We start from the raw sequence: 16,013 nt of genomic DNA, 5'->3' as shown, positions 1-16,013 counted from the left end.
CCCACCGCCACCCCTGGCCGCCCTCACCGGCCCGCTGTCCGCCCGCCGGGCCGGAACGACCACACACCAGGAGCCCGCCGTGAACCTTCCGCAGCCGTCCCGTCGTCACGTCCTGCTCGCCGGTGCGGGCGGCCTGGCCGCCGTCGCCTTACCGGGTACGGCCCACGCCCTCGGCACCGTCGAACCGGACATCGACAGCACGTCCCAGTGGAATGCCCGTCCTCCCCAAGGCCCGTTGAGCCTGGTGGGAAAGCGGCCCACCATGATCATCGTGCACCACACGGTCAGCGCCAACACCTCCGACGGCTCCCGCGCCCAGGCCCACCGCCACGCCCACTGGGTCCAGGACCTGCACATGGACGAGAACGGGTGGACCGACACCGGCTACCACTTCCTCGTCAGCCGGGGCGGCTGGATCACCGAGGGCCGCCACCGCAGCCTCGGCACGCTGCGCAGCGGCAGCGACTTCGTCCAGGGCGCGCACACCTCCGGCCGGAACGAGGAAGCCATCGGCATCGCCAACGAGGGCGCGTACCACGACGGCGCACAGCCGCCGCAGGCTCAGTGGGAGGTCCTGGTGGTGCTCTGCGCGTACGTCTGCGAGCAGTACGCCATCGCACCGACCCGCATCTACGGCCACCAGGACTTCGGCGACACCCTCTGCCCGGGTGTGCTGCACGACCAACTGCCGCAGCTTCGCAGCGAGGTCGCGGCGAGCATCGGCTGAGCGCGAGGCGACCTCGCCTGGATGCCCGTCGGCGGGCACGGGAGAACCGCCTCGCGCGAAGTGGCCGCCTGCCGGGTGGAGCCGACCGGCCGCAGCGTGCCCAGCTCGCGGCGGGGGCCGAGGACCGTCATCACCAGGGTGCTGCCGCAGAGGAGAACGGACCATGACGGCGGCCCCGTCAGATCGGGGGCCGTGACGGGGCCGCTGGTCGGAGGCCGTGGGTCAGGCGGAGAGGCTGCCGTGCTTGACGGCGGTGACGAAGGCCGACCAGCCCTGGGCGGAGAAGGCCAGCGCAGGGCCTGCGGGGGCCTTGCTGTCGCGTACGGGGACGGTGGCGTGGCCGTACGCGACCTCAAGGCATTCGCCCTGGTCCCCGCCGCTGTAGCTGGACTTGAACCAGCCCGTGAGCGTGGACGCGTCCGGGGCGCTCCGCCTACTGCTGACCATGTTCGTGCTCCTCCGCTGCGGCCCGTACACGGGCCACCGATTCCTGGTGCGACAACGCATCGCCCAGAGCGAGATCGTAGGCCGTACGGCTGGACGCCACCAAGCGCGGATTGTCCATCAAGTTTCCCGTCTGAAAGCCCTCGACGTACGCCACCGGCGCCGAGTCCGCGAAGCTCATCAGCGTCAGCAGGCTCTGCTGGAGGGAGTGGGCTCCCGCCTCGAACGGCAGCACGTGCAGCCGCAGTCGTCCCGCCTCGGCCATATCCGCGATCTTCCGCAGCTGCCTGGCCATCACCTGCGGGCCACCGACCCGCCGCCGCAGCACCGCCTCGTCCAGCAGGGTCCACACCACCGGATTCATCGGGCCGTCGAGGAGACGGGCGCGTTCTGTTCGAATGACAACGTCCTGGTCAATCTCCTCCCGGCGGTGGTTGGGCCGGTACGCCTGGAACAGGGCCCGTGCGTAGTCGTTCGTCTGCAACAGGCCGGGTACGAGCGTCAGTGCGAACTGCTGGATGAGCACCGCCTGCAGCTCCAGCTCCGCCACGGCCGCGAAGTGGTCGGTGTACTTCGTCTCCAGATCCTCCAGCCACCGCTCGAAGAACCCGTCCGTCCCCAGCGCCCGGTCGATCCGCCGGGCGTCGTCCGGACTGGGCAACCGCCGCCCCGCCTCGTAGTGGCTGATGAGCGTCGGCGAGCAGACGACCTGTATGGCCAGTGCCTCCTGTGTCATCCCGGCGGCCAGGCGGCGCAGCTTCAGTTCCTCGCCGTATTTCTGCCGTGCCGTGCGCGGCCTGTCGTTCGACTTCATGCGCGCCCAACTCCTCGATCTGACCAGCGTGCTGTCATGCCCGACCCCCTGGAAGCGTAGCGACCTCCGACCCCACTCTGTGATGGGTTCGCTACGCAAAGAAGCGATGCCCGTCCGGCCCGAAAGACAAGAAAGCAGGCCCCCCAATGACGTACGCCCTTGCCTGTGCCCTGAACCCGCTGCCACGCCCCCCGAGCCTTCGCCTCGGCCCCGAAAGCGAGGCTGTCGCATGAGGGTGACCGGTGGGAGTGGCGCCTCCGTCGCACGGTTGCTGCCGTGGACAGGCACTGGCGGGAAGCCCTGCTACGTCGTGGGCGACGGCGCCGGCCGTGTGTCGCGGAGGGCCGATGAGGTGGAGGAGATCCAGCTCGACATGGCCTACGAACTGCTCGGCCACGCCGACGATCTACTGACCGGGCCCGGCGTCACCGCGCCCGAGATCCACTTCCTCGCCCGCCGACTGGCCGAGTCGTTGGAGCATGTCCAGCGCATCGCGGAGAGCCGAGGTTCCCGACTGGAGGCCGCACTCGCTCAGCCCCAGCCTCAGTCGAACAGCGAGACCAGCCCGTAGGCCCAGATCCCCAGAAAAGCGATCGCGAACAGCAGGCACCCGGCACCCGTCAAGGCGTCGGTCAGCGGACTGATCTCCCGCGCGTCCCCCTTCACCTCCACCAGCCCGTCCCACGTGACCGGCCGGCCCAAGGTCTCCGAGGCGGCCTCGCGTACGGCAGCCAGCTGCTCGGCGGCGAACGGTGTCGGCGCGTCCGCCTCCGTGCCTCGCCAGGCGACCGCGCGCATCAGGCCTATGGCGTTCGCGTACCGCTCCTCGAAGGCCGCCGTCTCCTCCGGCGAGCGGTCCTCCTCCAGGTACATCCAGCGGCCGGCCTGCGCCGTTTCGCCGTACAGGCGGTAGACCTCGGCCAGGCGGCGGCGGGGCGCGGGCTCGTGCGGGCAGGAGGAGACCAGGCCGCGCAGGCGCTGCCTCGCCACCGGTAGGCGTCCGGCGGCTAGGTCCGCGTCGACGCGGGCCAGAGTGTCGTTCAGGGCCATGCGTTCATCATGGGGGCTGGGAAGTGGGACGTGCGAGTGAGTTGTTCAGCGGTTCACCGGGGCTCAGCGAAGTTCACCGGGCCCGGCCAGGCGCCTCCTGCCGACCGCTCGGCTCCTCCTCGGCCCGGAACTTCGGCCCCGCCCCCGGTGACATGAACAGCATCGCCGCCAGTGCCAGGAGCAGTAGCCCCGCGCACACGTACCCGGACACCTGCACGCCCACCGCCATCGCCTCGCGCGCCGCCTCCGCCGCCGTGGCCGTACGCAGCGGCCCCACAGCCGCGGCCAAGGTGGCGTTCAGTAGGGCCGGCGGGGTGGGCAGGATCATCGCTCCGCCGACGCCCTGGGCGAACCGGGCCGGGATCAGCAGCCCGCCGCTCGGTGCGAGGGTGGCGAGCAGGCTCGTCGCGCCGAACACGAGGAGGCCCAGCAGGAGGATCCGGCGCGCGCCGTAGAGGTCGCTGAGGCGGCCGGTGACCAGGAGGAGGGTCGCGAAGGTGATCGCGTAGGACTCCTGGATCCACTGGGCCTCGGACGAGGCGATGGAGAGGTCCTCGGTGATCGGCGCGAGGATCACATTGACGATCGTGATGTCCACGACGATCAGTGCGACGCCCAAGGCCACGGCGGCGACGCCGAGCCACTGGCGTACCGCACCGAGTTCACGCGCCGCTTCGCGACCTGGCTCGGGCCGCACTCCACCGATGCCGCCGCCCTGGTGGAGATCCTGTACGCCGAGGACCAGGGCACACCGCTCTCGCCCGCCCGCCTCAGCGAGCGCGTCTCGCTCTCCTCCGGCGCGACGGCCATCCTCCTCAAGCGGCTCGAACAGGCCGGGCACATCGTCCGCACCCGTGAGAGCACCGACCGCCGGGTCGTCACGCTGCGCAGCAGCCCCGACATCCGGCCGCGCGCGGAGGCGTTCTTCGGGCCGTACGCGGAACGGATGGCCGAGGCGATGTCCACGTACTCGCCGCAGGGGATCCAGCGGTTCGAGGACTTCATCGACCTGCTGCGCTCGACCATGGACACCCTGCCGGCGAACGAGTACCGGGGCGGCGGGCCCGGCCCCCGCACCCCGTGACGGGGCTTGGGGCCGCGAACCGCCCTGTCAGTGCCAACCGGTAGCGTCGGTACATGTCCAACATGGCCGTCCTCGAAGGGGTCCTGGAGAGGATCACGTACGCCAACGAGGAGAACGGGTACACCGTCGCCCGCGTCGACACCGGGCGCGGAGGCGGTGACCTCCTCACCGTGGTCGGTGCGCTGCTCGGTGCGCAGGTCGGTGAGTCGCTGCGGATGGAGGGCCGTTGGGGCTCGCACTCCCAGTACGGCAAGCAGTTCACCGTCGAGAACTACACCACCGTGCTGCCCGCCACCATCCAGGGCATCCGCCGCTACCTCGGCTCCGGGCTGATCAAGGGCATCGGGCCGGTGATGGCCGACCGGATCACCACCCACTTCGGTGTCGACACCCTCGACATCATCGAGAACGAACCGAAGCGCCTCGTCGAGGTCCCCGGCCTCGGCCCGAAGCGCACGAAGATGATCGCGGCCGCGTGGGAGGAACAGAAGGCGATCAAGGAGGTCATGGTCTTCCTCCAGGGCGTCGGCGTCTCCACCTCCATCGCCGTCCGCATCTACAAGAAGTACGAGGACGCCTCCATCTCCGTCGTGAGGAACCAGCCCTACCGGCTGGCCGCCGACGTCTGGGGCATCGGCTTCCTGACCGCCGACCGGATCGCCCAGGCGGTCGGCATTCCGCACGACAGCCCCGAGCGCGTCAAGGCCGGGCTTCAGTACGCGCTGTCCCAGTCCTCCGACCAGGGGCACTGCTTCCTTCCCGAGGAGCGGCTCATCGCGGACGGGGTGAAGCTGCTCCAGGTCGACACCGGGCTGGTCATCGAGTGCCTGGCGGAGCTCGCCGCGGACCCGGAGGGTGTCGTACGGGAGAAGGTGCCGTCACCGGAGGGGGGTGAGCCGGTCACCGCTGTCTACCTGGTGCCGTTCCACCGGGCCGAGCTGTCGCTCGCCGGGCAGGTACGGCGGCTGCTGAACACCGGCGAGGACCGGATGCCCGCTTTCCAGGACGTGGACTGGGACAAGGCGCTGGCCTGGCTCGCCACGCGTACGGGGGCCAGCCTCGCGCCCGAGCAGGAGGAGGCCGTACGGCTCGCGCTCAGCCGGAAGGTGGCCGTCCTGACCGGCGGGCCCGGCTGCGGGAAGTCGTTCACCGTCCGGTCCATCGTCGAGCTGGCCCGGGCGAAACGGGCCAAGGTGGTGCTGGCCGCGCCCACGGGCCGCGCCGCCAAGCGGCTCGCCGAGCTGACCGGAGCCGAGGCGTCCACCGTGCACCGGCTGCTCGAACTGAAGCCCGGCGGGGACGCGGCGTACGACCGGGACCGGCCGCTGGACGCCGATCTGGTCGTCGTCGACGAGGCATCCATGCTCGATCTGCTGCTCGCCAACAAGCTCGTCAAGGCCGTGGCACCCGGTGCCCATCTGCTTCTCGTGGGTGACGTCGACCAGCTGCCTTCGGTCGGCGCGGGGGAGGTGCTGAGCGATCTGCTCGCGGACGGCGGCCCGGTCCCGGCCGTGCGCCTCACCCGGATCTTCCGCCAGGCCCAGCAGTCGGGTGTGGTCACCAACGCGCACCGGATCAACGCCGGCCGACCCCCGCTCACCGAAGGACTGAGCGACTTCTTCCTCTTCGTGGAGGACGAGACGGAGGACGCGGGCAAGCTCGCCGTGGACGTGGCGGCCCGTCGCATTCCGGCCAAGTTCGGTCTCAACCCCCGCCGTGACGTGCAGGTCCTCGCGCCGATGCATCGCGGTCCGGCCGGCGCGGGCCACCTGAACGGGCTGCTCCAGCAGGCCATCACCCCCGGCCGCCCCGACCTCCCCGAGAAGCGGTTCGGCGGCCGAGTCTTCCGCGTCGGCGACAAGGTCACCCAGATTCGCAACAACTACGACAAGGGCGAGAACGGCGTCTTCAACGGCACGGTCGGCATCGTCACCGCCCTCGACGCGGACGAACAGAGGCTCACCGTCCGCACCGACGAGGACGAGGAGATCGGCTACGACTTCGACGAGCTGGACGAGCTGGCCCACGCGTACGCCATGACCATCCACCGCTCCCAGGGCAGCGAGTATCCGGCCGTCGTCGTCCCCGTCACCACCAGCGCCTGGATGATGCTCCAGCGCAACCTCCTCTACACCGCCGTGACCCGGGCCAAGAAGCTCGTCGTGCTGGTCGGGTCCCGTAAGGCGATCGGCCAGGCGGTCCGCACGGTTTCCGCAGGCAGACGCTGTACGGCACTGGATTTCCGGCTCCGGGGCGGCTCAGGAGAAGACTTCTCGTGACCCCTACACAAAAATGATCGATCAAATCGGTGGGAAACATCACGGAGGCCTTCCGGAACCGGAGTCAAGGGGGCAGGATGAGTAAGTTGGCGGCACTCAGTGCCGTCAGTAGGTCCAATGGACGACCCCGAGTGCACTCTCCTGAGCCGAATGGGGGAGGGTGGAGACAGTCAGGGCACCTCGAAGAAGAGGCACTACGTCGGTGAGGGATGACGTGAGCGAGCACACCAACAACGCTGTAGTACTGCGGTACGGCGATGACGAGTACACCTACCCGGTGATCGACAGCACCGTCGGCGACAAGGGCTTCGACATCGGGAAGCTTCGGAGCAATACCGGCCTGGTCACGCTGGACAGCGGATACGGCAACACCGCCGCCTATAAATCCGCCATCACGTACCTCGACGGTGAGCAGGGCATCCTGCGCTACCGCGGATACCCGATCGAGCAGCTCGCCGAGCGCTCGTCGTTCCTTGAGGTCGCGTACACGCTGATCAACGGTGACCTGCCGAAGGTCGACGAGCTGGCCGCCTTCAGGAACGAGATCACCCAGCACACGCTGCTGCACGAGGACGTCAAGCGGTTCTTCGACGGCTTCCCGCGCGACGCCCACCCGATGGCCATGCTGTCCTCGGTCGTCAGCGCGCTGTCCACGTTCTACCAGGACAGCCACAACCCGTTCGACGAGAAGCAGCGCCACCTCTCGACGATCCGCCTGCTGGCGAAGCTGCCTACGATCGCCGCGTACGCCTACAAGAAGTCGATCGGGCACCCCTTCGTCTACCCGCGCAACGATCTCGGGTACGTCGAGAACTTCCTGCGCATGACCTTCTCGGTCCCCGCCCAGGAGTACGAGCTGGACCCGGTCGTCGTCTCGGCGCTGGACAAGCTGCTCATCCTGCACGCGGACCACGAGCAGAACTGTTCGACCTCCACCGTGCGTCTGGTCGGCTCCTCGCAGGCGAACATGTTCGCCTCGATCTCCGCCGGCATCTCCGCGCTGTGGGGCCCCCTGCACGGTGGCGCCAATCAGTCGGTGCTGGAGATGCTGGAAGGCATCCAGGCCAACGGCGGCGATGTCGACTCCTTCATCCGCAAGGTGAAGAACAAGGAGGACGGCGTCCGCCTGATGGGCTTCGGCCACCGGGTGTACAAGTCCTTCGACCCGCGCGCCAAGATCATCAAGGCTGCCGCCCACGACGTGCTGTCCGCGCTCGGCAAGTCCGACGAGCTGCTCGACATCGCGCTCAAGCTGGAGGAGCACGCGCTCTCCGACGAGTACTTCGTCTCGCGCAACCTCTACCCGAACGTGGACTTCTACACCGGTCTGATCTACCGGGCCATGGGCTTCCCGACCGAGATGTTCACCGTGCTCTTCGCGCTCGGCCGCCTTCCGGGCTGGATCGCCCAGTGGCACGAGATGATCAAGGAGCCGGGTTCCCGCATCGGCCGCCCGCGCCAGATCTACACCGGCGAGGTCCTGCGTGACTTCGTCCCGGTCGAGGGCCGCTGACCCGGAGCCCTCCCCGCACCACCCGGCCTCTTCGGCCGACTGCCTTCGCCCCGCGTACCGCGCTTCGCACAGAGCGCGGTGTCCGGGGCGATTCGGCGTTCAGGGGGCGGGCAGGTGTGTGCGCCCTGCCTGAGCCCGCCGACGGGGAGGCCGCTGAGCTGAAGGTGGGCGGTGAAGGAGGGGGCTGAAGGAGGGGCGCTGAAAGGGGGGCGCTGAAAGGGGGGCGCTGAAAGGGGGGCGCTGAGGTGCTGAGCGCGCGAGAAACGCCCCGCCGCCGATCCCCCCACGGGTCGACGGCCGGGGCGCTTCCCATATCCCGGAGCGGATTCCCCCCACGGGATCCGGCCGGGCGTCTGTAGGGAGTCGAAGCTCCCGTTGTTCTGTTGTGCTGCGGTCTGCCGGGGTACGTACGCACGGGAGGGCCGCTCAAAGCTCCCCGGTGCACGTGCCCCGGCCAACGCTTGCCAACAGGAGCGTCCCCCAAGACACTCCATCGGACGTCCCCCAAGACATCCTTGGCATCGCACTCTAAGACTCACGAACCCACCGGATGGTTACCCCAATAGCGGTGTGATCTAAATCTCTTTGTGGAAGTTACGTGAAGGCACGCAACCGTAGGCTGTTCGTGACGACGAACACGGACGAAAACGCCATGGCGGCTCCCGCGATCATAGGGTTGAGCAGGCCACTTGCAGCCAGGGGCAAGGCCGCGACGTTGTACCCGAAGGCCCAGAAGAGGTTGCCCCTGATGGTGGCCAGAGTACGCCTGGAGAGGCGGATTGCGTCAGCTGTCACCTTGAGATCTCCACGAACCAGGGTGAGGTCGCTCGCCTCGATCGCCGCATCCGTCCCGGTGCCCATCGCCAGCCCCAGGTCTGCGGTGGCCAGAGCCGCCGCGTCGTTGACGCCGTCCCCGACCATCGCCACCGAACGGCCCTCGGACTGAAGGCGCTTGACCACGTCGACCTTGTCCTGCGGCATGACCTCCGCGTACACCTCCTCGATGCCGACCTCGGCCGCGACCGTCTCCGCCACGGCCCGGTTGTCACCGGTCAGGAGCACGGGCCTCAGCCCGAGGGTGCGCAGTTCGGCCACGGCGGCCGCGCTGCTGTCCTTGACCGTGTCGGCCACTCCGAGCACACCCCGCGCCTCCCCGTCCCAGGCCACGACGACGGCGGTACGCCCGTTCTCCTCGGCCTCCGCCAGGGCCGCGGACAGCTCGGGCGGGAGGGGAATCGCGGCGTCGGTCAGGAGTTGTTCGCGTCCGACGAGGAGGGCGTGGCCTTCGACGGTGCCCTGGACGCCGAGGCCGGGGATGTTGGTGAAGTCGTCGGGGGTGGGGAGGGGGCCGGTGGTGTCGGTGGCGACGGCTTGGGCGATGGGGTGTTCGGAGGCGTTCTCCAGTGCTCCGGCGAGTCGGAGGACTTCGTGTTCGGTGGTGGTTTTGGTGGTGTGGGTGGTGTGGAGGGTCATGCGGCCGGTGGTGACGGTGCCGGTTTTGTCGAGGACGATGGTGTCGGCGCGGCGGGTGGTTTCGAGGACTTCGGGGCCTTTGATGAGGATGCCGAGTTGGGCGCCGCGGCCGGTGCCGACCATGAGGGCGGTGGGGGTGGCGAGGCCGAGGGCGCAGGGGCAGGCGATGATGAGGACGGCGACGGCCGCGGTGAAGGCGGCGGTGAGTCCTGCGTCGTTGCCGAGCCAGAAGCCGAGGGTGCCCAGGGCGAGGGCGATGACGATGGGGACGAAGACGGCGGAGATGCGGTCGGCGAGGCGTTGGGCGGCTGCTTTGCCGTTCTGGGCGTCCTCCACCAGTTTGGCCATTCGGGCGAGCTGGGTGTCGGCTCCGACGCGGGTGGCCTCGACGACGAGCCGCCCGCCCGCGTTCAGCGTCGCACCGGTGACCGGATCGCCCACCGTGACGTCCACCGGCAGCGATTCGCCGGTGAGCATGGAGGCGTCGACGGCGGAGGAACCTTCGATCACGGTTCCGTCGGTGGCGATCTTCTCCCCGGGGCGTACGACGAAATGGTCGCCGACGACGAGCGCGCTCGCCGGAATGCGTACCTCCGTACCGGCCCTGAGGGCGGTGACGTCCTTGGCGCCCAGGTGCATCAACGCCCGCAGCGCCGCCCCGGACTTCCGCTTCGCGCGGGCCTCCAGCCAGCGGCCCAGCAGGATGAACGTGATGACTCCGGCCGCCACCTCCAGGTAGATCGCGGAGGTGGCGTCGGCGCGCGAGACGATGAAGTCGAAGCCGTGCCGCATACCAGGCATCCCGGCGTCGCCGAGGAACAGGGCCCACAGCGACCAGCCGAACGCGGCGAGTGTGCCGAGCGAGACCAGTGTGTCCATGGTCGCCGCGCCGTGCTTGGCGTTGGTCCAGGCGGCCCGGTGGAAGGGCAGGCCACCCCAGATGACGACGGGAGCGGCGAGGGTGAGGCTCAGCCACTGCCAGGAGTCGAACTGGAGGGCGGGGATCATGGCGAGCAGTACGACGGGGGCGGCGAGTGCGGCGGACACGACCAGGCGTTGCCTGAGGGAGGCCAGAGAGGCGTCCTGCTCGGCTTCGGCGGAAGGTGCGGCGGTGTCGGGGCTGGTGGCGGCGTGGGGCGGGAGGACGGGGCCGGCACCCGAGCCTGTGCCTGCGCCTGTGCCTGTCTCCGAGCCCGCGCCTATGCCCGTGTCTGAGTCCGGGCCCGCGTCTGTGCCCGTGTCGCTGGTTGTGCGGCGGGCGGCCTCGGCGTCCGTTCGGGCGTCGGCCTCGGAGACGTACGGCTGCGGGGTGGACGGGGTGGGTGCCGGCGTCGGCGTTCTGTCCGGCGGCAGCGCGACGGGGCGCGCGGTGTAGCCGGTCTTCTCGACCGTCGCGACGAGATCCGCCAGCTCCAGTCCCTCCCCGTAGGTGACGCGGGCCTTCTCGGTCGCGTAATTCACCGTGGCGGTGACGCCGTCCATCCGGTTGAGCTTCTTCTCGACGCGGGCGGCGCACGAGGCGCAGGTCATCCCGCCGATCATGAGCTCGGCCTCGGAGGTGTCGGCGGCCGGGATACCGGCTGCTGCTGTGCTGGCCATGTCCGAACTCCTGGGTAACGCAGGTCGGGCCGTACCTCACCAGTATCGACTGGTGGGTCCGGCCCGACAGTGAGCGGGAGGTGCGGCTCGGGGGCGCGGCCTTCAGACGGCCTGGCCGACGAGCTCGTACCCGGCCTCGTCGACGGCGGCGCGCACGGCCTCCTCGGCCAGCGGAGCCTTGGACTCCACCGTCACCCGGCCGGTGGAGGCGACGGCCTTGACCGAGGTCACACCCGCGATCTCGGAGATCTCCTCCGACACGGCGCCTTCGCAGTGGCCGCAGGTCATGCCCTTGACCTGGTACACCGTGGTGACCGAGTCGGACGCGATCTGCACGTCGGCCGCACCGTCGTGGCAGGACCCGGTGGGCGAGCAGCAGGAGCCGGTGGACTGGGGGGTCTCGGTCTCGGCGGTCATGACGTTCTCCTCTTCGCGAACACGTTTCGGCGGCGTGGGGCGGGGCGCGGCAGCCCGCAGGGCCTCCGGAAACCCCACTGCCCCATACTATACCCCTAGGGGGTATCAATGCACCCCGGTGGCGCTCTGCGCCGGTCGCGGGCGGAACCCGTTCGGAAAGAGCCCTCAGGTAGCCCGGGAACGGCCTCGGGGAGGGGGGTGTCGCGCCCGCCGGGCAGCGGAGCGGCAGGGGGTGCAGGCGGGTGCCGGTGCTGGCCGGGGGCGGCGTGAAACACCCGCTGGGGGAATCGGCAAACATGTTGTGACCTGGGATTTCGCGAGGGGATGCGCGAGAATTCCCCCATCGGAAAAGGGGGCCCGGATGGACCGGAATGTACGCACGGCAGATGACGTCATGGCGCTGTTGGACGGGCTGTTCGCACCGGAGGCCGACCGCTGGACGGCCGACGGGTCGTCCTGGTGGGACGACTTCTACGCGGACCGCTCGAAGATGGTGCCGTTCTTCGTGGACAAACCCGACGAGAGCCTCGACGGGTATCTCCGCCGGGGGCTGATCGCCCCGGGCCGCGCGCTCGAACTCGGCTGCGGTCCCGGCCGCAACGCGCTCCACCTGGCCGCGCTCGGGTTCGACGTGGACGCGGTCGACCTCTCCCCGGCCGCGATCGCCTGGGCAAGGGAGCGGGCCGGGGGGAGGGCGGCAGGGCGGGCCGGGGAGGAGGAGGCAGGGGCGGTCAGGTTCCACTGCGGTGACGCGTTCGACCTGACGGCGGCGGGGGCCGCCCTGTCCGGCCCGTACGACCTGATCTACGACTCCGGTTGCTTCCACCATCTGCCGCCCCACCGCCGTATCGGCTATCTCTCCCTCCTGGAACGCTGCCTCGCGCCCGGCGGACACTTCGCGCTCACCTGCTTCGCGGCGGGGGAGGGCGGGATGGGGTCCGAGCTCCCGGACGCGGAGCTCTACCGAACAGGAGGTCTGCAGGGCGGACTTGCCTATACGCCCGAGGCGCTGCGGAGCATCTTCGCCGATCTGGCGGAGGTCGAGCTGAGACGTATGCGCGACGAAGCGCCCGACTCTCCGCGCTTCGGGGAGCCGTTCCTCTGGGCGGCGCTGTTCCGCACAGCCGCCGCCCAGAGGTAGCGGGGAGAGGGGGGAAGGGGGGCGGGGTGTCAGCGGCCCCGGTTGCGGGGGCGGGAGGCGACCCAGGCGCGGACGGTGTCTCCGTACCAGTACGGTTTGCCGTTCTTCACCTGGTCGGGCGGGGGCAGCAGTCCGTGCTTGCGATAGGAGCGGACGGTGTCCGGCTGGACCTGGATATGTGCGGCAATGTCCTTGTAGGACCAGAGTGTTCTGTCCGTCATCAGTGACACCTCTCTGCACTTCTCTGCTCTGCTGCGCTCCGCAGTGGCAGCCGTTGAGAGGCCGTCAAGGGGGAGCCGCGGAGCGCAAGCCGACGATCACTCAGCCTGTGCTCGGTTCAACGCCCCCGGCCGACAGGCGGGGTGGGGCTGTTGATCGCCTGTGACGGAAAAGCCGCGTAACGGAGATATGTGTGACGTTCCGGGGACGTCAGAGGGCGGAGCCGGGCGATCCGCAGGAGCGGAGGAACTCGCGGGTGCGGCGTGCGATGGGGAACGGCTTGTCCGGGGGGCACGGGTACATGTCCTGCTCCACGATCGCGAACAGGTCGACGTCCAGGGCGCGCGCCGCGTCCAGGACCGGTTCCAGGGCGGGGACTCCGCCCGGTGGTTCGCACATCACCCCCCGGGCCACCGCCGGGCCGAACGGGACCTCCTCCGCCACCACGGCGGCCAGGATCTCCGGGTCGACCTGCTTGAGGTGGAGGTAGCCGATGCGCTCCCCGTAGGTCTCGATGAGCTTGACACTGTCGCCGCCGCAGTAGGCGTAGTGCCCGGTGTCCAGGCAGAGCGAGACCAGGGAGGGGTCGGTGGCGTCGAGGAAGCGGTTGACGTTCTCCTCGCTGTCGATGTGTGTGTCGGCGTGCGGGTGGACCACGATCCGCAGTCCGTAGCGCTCCCGGACCTCCCGGCCCAGCCGCTCGGTCTGCGAGGCCAGATCGTGCCACTGCGCGGGGGTGAGCGTCCGGTCCTCCAGCACCTCGCCCGTCTTGTCGTCGCGCCAGAAGGAGGGGATGACGACCAGGTGTTCGGCACCCATGGCCCGGGTCAGTGCGGCGATGTCCGCGACATGCGCCCAGGTCCGCTCCCAGACGTCGGGGCCGTGGTGCAATCCGGTGAAGACGGTGCCGGCGGAGACGGTCAGCCCCCGGCTGCCGGTCTCGTCGGCCAGCCGGGCAGGGTCGGTGGGCAGATAGCCGTACGGGCCGAGTTCGATCCACGCGTACCCGGCCTCGGCGACCTCGTCGAGGAAGCGCCGCCACGGCACCTGCCGCGGGTCGTCGGGGAACCACACTCCCCAGGAGTCGGGTGCCGAGCCGATACGGATGCGGGCCGAAGAACGGGCGGAGGCGGTCATATCGCCCAGCCTCGGGGCCCGTGCGGAAGAGTGTCAAGAGTTCGTCCGAATGTCCGGACAAAATATTGACAGGGTTCCCGGGAGGCGACTAGACCTGGGGTCAGCCGGCCACCGGTGGGTCGAAGGGATGCGCATGCCTGAGCCGTACGACGTGATCACCATGGGGCGGATCGGGGTGGACCTCTACCCGCTGGAGATCGGGGTGCCGCTCGCCCGGGTCGAGACGTTCGGCAAGTTCCTCGGCGGTTCCCCCACGAACGTGGCGGTGGCGGCGGCCCGGCTGGGGCGGCGGACGGCGGTCATCACCCGTACGGGGGAGGACGCCTTCGGGGAGTATCTCCACCAGGAGCTCAGGGAGTTCGGGGTGGACGACCGGTGGGTGACGGCGGTGGCGGAATATCCGACGCCGGTCACGTTCTGCGAGATCTTCCCGCCGGACGACTTCCCGCTCTACTTCTACCGTCAGCCCAAGGCGCCCGATCTGGAGATCCACGCGCCGGAACTCGACCTCGACGCGGTGCGCGATGCCCGGATCTTCTGGATGACGGGCACCGGGCTCAGCGCCGAGCCCAGCCGTTCCGCGACGCTGGCCGCCCTCCGGGCCCGCGGCGCCGGCAGTCCGCCGGGCCCGCCGCACATCGCGACCGTGTTCGACCTCGACTGGCGGCCCATGTTCTGGGAGGGCGGCGACGACAGTACGGAGGCGCCCGCGCGGTACCGGGAAGCGCTGGCACACGCCACGGTCGCCGTCGGCAACGTCGACGAGTGCGCGATCGCGACCGGTGAGCGCGAACCGTACGCCGCCGCCCGTGCCCTGCTCGCGGCCGGGGTGGAGCTCGCCGTCGTCAAACAGGGCCCCGAGGGCGTGCTCGCCGTCCACCGTGACGGCACGGCCGCCGCTTGCCCGCCGCTGCCGGTGGACGTGGTCAACGGCCTCGGCGCCGGGGACGCGTTCGGAGGCGCGCTCTGCCACGGGCTGCTCGCGGGGTGGCCGCTCGACCGCATCGTGCGGTACGCGAACGCGGCCGGGGCCATCGTCGCATCCCGCCTCGCCTGTTCGCCCGCGATGCCGTTCCCGCACGAGGTCGAACAGGCCCTCGTGCCCGAGGCTCCCGGCCCCGAGGCTTCCGCCTCCGAGGTTCCGGGTCCCGTGATTTCCGGCCCCGAGGCTTCTGCCTCCGAGGCCCCCGCCACCGGAGCGGGCTCATGAGCGCTGCCGCGGTCTCCGTTTCCGAGCTCGTCCGGCTGCGTGCCGAGCGCCCCGAAGCGGTGGCCGAAGCCGCCGCGCGGCGGAAGCGGCGCCCTCTGCTCCGCACCACCGGCGACCGGTTGGTGATCATCGCGGCCGACCACCCCGCACGTGGCGCGCTCGCCGTCGGGGACCGGGCCCTGGCCATGGCCAACCGGTTCGAGCTGCTGGAGCGGCTCTGCCTCGCCCTCTCCCGCCCCGGCGTCGACGGTGTCCTCGCCTCCGCCGACGTCCTGGACGACCTGCTCCTCCTCGGCGCCCTGGAGGACAAGGTCGTCATGGGGTCGATGAACCGGGGCGGGCTGGCCGGCGCGGCGTTCGAGCTCGACGACCGGTTCACCGGCCACCGCCCCGAGGACCTGGTCCGCCACGGGTTCGACGCGGGGAAGCTGCTGCTGCGCATCGACCACGACGACCCCGGTTCGTTGGACACCCTGCACTCCGCCGCCCGGGCCATCGACGCCATGGCCGCGCACCGGCTGCCCGTCTTCGTCGAGCCGTTCCTCTGCCGCCGCGTCGACGGCCGCCTCCGCAACGACCTCGGGGCCGCCGCCGTGGCGACCTCCATCGCCATCGCGTCGGGCCTCGCCGGGACGTCCGCGTACACCTGGCTGAAGGTCCCCGTCACCGAGAACCCCGACGACATGGGTCGGGTCATGGAGGCCTCCACGCTGCCCGCCGTCCTGCTCGGCGGCGAGGTCGGCGGCGATCCGGAAGCCGCGTACGAGAAGTGGCGCACCGCGCTGCGGCTGCCCACCGTGCGGGGCCTCGTCGTCGGGCGCTCGCTGCTCTACCCGGTCGGCGGGGACGTGGCGCGTGCCGTCGACACCGCTGTATCGCTCTGACCGGCGTATCGCTCCAGACGGT

15 protein-coding genes and 1 pseudogene are annotated in these 16,013 nt (G+C 70.2%); 8 read left to right on the top strand and 8 right to left on the bottom strand.

Annotated features, from left to right (window positions below):
* Positions 1–79 precede the first annotated feature (79 nt).
* Positions 80–727 carry a peptidoglycan recognition protein family protein gene (locus RI138_RS09850; RefSeq protein WP_311119598.1) on the top strand — a complete coding sequence of 216 codons (648 nt, stop codon included), beginning with the start codon at positions 80–82 and terminating at the stop codon, positions 725–727.
* A 222-nt stretch (positions 728–949) separates the two neighbouring features.
* On the opposite strand, the gene RI138_RS09845 is transcribed toward RI138_RS09850, so the two are convergent.
* Both RI138_RS09845 and RI138_RS09840 read right to left on the bottom strand, forming a co-directional pair.
* Positions 950–1,174, bottom strand: coding sequence for a DUF397 domain-containing protein (locus RI138_RS09845; RefSeq protein ID WP_311119597.1), 225 nt, complete (start codon positions 1,172–1,174; stop codon positions 950–952).
* Positions 1,161–1,985 (bottom strand): helix-turn-helix domain-containing protein, encoded by an 825-nt coding sequence (locus RI138_RS09840; protein WP_311119596.1) that lies wholly within the window; start codon positions 1,983–1,985, stop codon positions 1,161–1,163. Before RI138_RS09840 ends, RI138_RS09845 begins: the two co-directional genes overlap by 14 nt.
* A 229-nt stretch (positions 1,986–2,214) precedes the next feature.
* Between RI138_RS09840 and RI138_RS09835 the strand changes: the two genes are divergently transcribed.
* Positions 2,215–2,556, top strand: a complete 342-nt coding sequence (locus RI138_RS09835) for a hypothetical protein (protein WP_311119595.1) — start codon at positions 2,215–2,217, stop codon at positions 2,554–2,556.
* Here the strand turns inward: RI138_RS09835 and RI138_RS09830 are convergent.
* Positions 2,529–3,035 (bottom strand): DUF6584 family protein, encoded by a 507-nt coding sequence (locus tag RI138_RS09830; RefSeq protein WP_311119594.1) that lies wholly within the window; start codon positions 3,033–3,035, stop codon positions 2,529–2,531. The two genes, RI138_RS09835 and RI138_RS09830, sit on opposite strands and share 28 nt — an antisense overlap.
* A gap of 181 nt (positions 3,036–3,216) precedes the next feature.
* Positions 3,217–3,660: pseudogene (locus RI138_RS09825) on the bottom strand (MFS transporter); the annotation flags it as partial.
* Between RI138_RS09825 and RI138_RS09820 the strand changes: the two are divergent.
* The 3 genes from RI138_RS09820 to RI138_RS09810 all read left to right on the top strand — a co-directional run bounded on the left by RI138_RS09820 (position 3,559) and on the right by RI138_RS09810 (position 7,911).
* Positions 3,559–4,119, top strand: coding sequence for a MarR family transcriptional regulator (locus RI138_RS09820; protein WP_398864233.1), 561 nt, complete (start codon positions 3,559–3,561; stop codon positions 4,117–4,119). The pseudogene RI138_RS09825 and the gene RI138_RS09820 sit on opposite strands and share 102 nt — an antisense overlap.
* A 53-nt stretch (positions 4,120–4,172) precedes the next feature.
* A complete protein-coding gene (gene recD2 / locus RI138_RS09815) occupies positions 4,173–6,398 on the top strand; it encodes an SF1B family DNA helicase RecD2 (RefSeq protein ID WP_311119593.1) in 2,226 nt (741 codons plus the stop codon).
* 214 nt (positions 6,399–6,612) lie between these two features.
* Positions 6,613–7,911, top strand: a complete 1,299-nt coding sequence (locus tag RI138_RS09810) for a citrate synthase (RefSeq protein WP_096632892.1) — start codon at positions 6,613–6,615, stop codon at positions 7,909–7,911.
* Positions 7,912–8,505: 594 nt separating this feature from the next.
* Here the strand turns inward: RI138_RS09810 and RI138_RS09805 are convergent.
* Positions 8,506–10,983 carry a heavy metal translocating P-type ATPase gene (locus RI138_RS09805; RefSeq protein ID WP_311119592.1) on the bottom strand — a complete coding sequence of 826 codons (2,478 nt, stop codon included), beginning with the start codon at positions 10,981–10,983 and terminating at the stop codon, positions 8,506–8,508.
* A 102-nt stretch (positions 10,984–11,085) separates the two neighbouring features.
* The gene (locus RI138_RS09800) at positions 11,086–11,400 is read right to left on the bottom strand and encodes a heavy-metal-associated domain-containing protein (protein ID WP_311119591.1); all 315 of its coding nucleotides are present in this window, start codon (positions 11,398–11,400) and stop codon (positions 11,086–11,088) included.
* A 361-nt stretch (positions 11,401–11,761) separates the two neighbouring features.
* Here RI138_RS09800 and RI138_RS09795 point away from each other — a divergent pair, with 361 nt between their 5' ends.
* Positions 11,762–12,541 (top strand): class I SAM-dependent methyltransferase, encoded by a 780-nt coding sequence (locus tag RI138_RS09795; protein WP_311119590.1) that lies wholly within the window; start codon positions 11,762–11,764, stop codon positions 12,539–12,541.
* A gap of 29 nt (positions 12,542–12,570) precedes the next feature.
* On the opposite strand, the gene RI138_RS09790 is transcribed toward RI138_RS09795, so the two are convergent.
* Together RI138_RS09790 and RI138_RS09785 are read right to left on the bottom strand one after the other, a co-directional pair.
* A complete protein-coding gene (locus RI138_RS09790) occupies positions 12,571–12,762 on the bottom strand; it encodes a helix-turn-helix transcriptional regulator (protein ID WP_010064909.1) in 192 nt (63 codons plus the stop codon).
* Positions 12,763–12,970: 208 nt separating this feature from the next.
* Positions 12,971–13,897, bottom strand: a complete 927-nt coding sequence (locus RI138_RS09785; RefSeq protein ID WP_311119589.1) for a sugar phosphate isomerase/epimerase family protein — start codon at positions 13,895–13,897, stop codon at positions 12,971–12,973.
* A gap of 133 nt (positions 13,898–14,030) precedes the next feature.
* On the opposite strand from RI138_RS09785, the gene iolC reads away from it, so the two are divergent.
* On the top strand, positions 14,031–15,107 hold the full coding sequence (gene iolC / locus RI138_RS09780; protein WP_311119588.1) for a 5-dehydro-2-deoxygluconokinase: 1,077 nt from the start codon (positions 14,031–14,033) through the stop codon (positions 15,105–15,107).
* Positions 15,104–15,991: a Cgl0159 family (beta/alpha)8-fold protein gene (locus tag RI138_RS09775; protein ID WP_311119587.1), complete on the top strand. Its 888-nt coding sequence runs from the start codon at positions 15,104–15,106 to the stop codon at positions 15,989–15,991. The genes iolC and RI138_RS09775 overlap by 4 nt, the downstream gene beginning before the upstream one ends.
* Positions 15,992–16,013: the final 22 nt, after the last annotated feature.

This window comes from Streptomyces durocortorensis, from assembly GCF_031760065.1.
In the GTDB taxonomy this organism is placed as follows: Bacteria; Actinomycetota; Actinomycetes; order Streptomycetales; family Streptomycetaceae; genus Streptomyces.
Note: the sequence above shows the minus strand (reverse complement) of the source record. Positions and strands in the feature narration are given on the sequence as shown.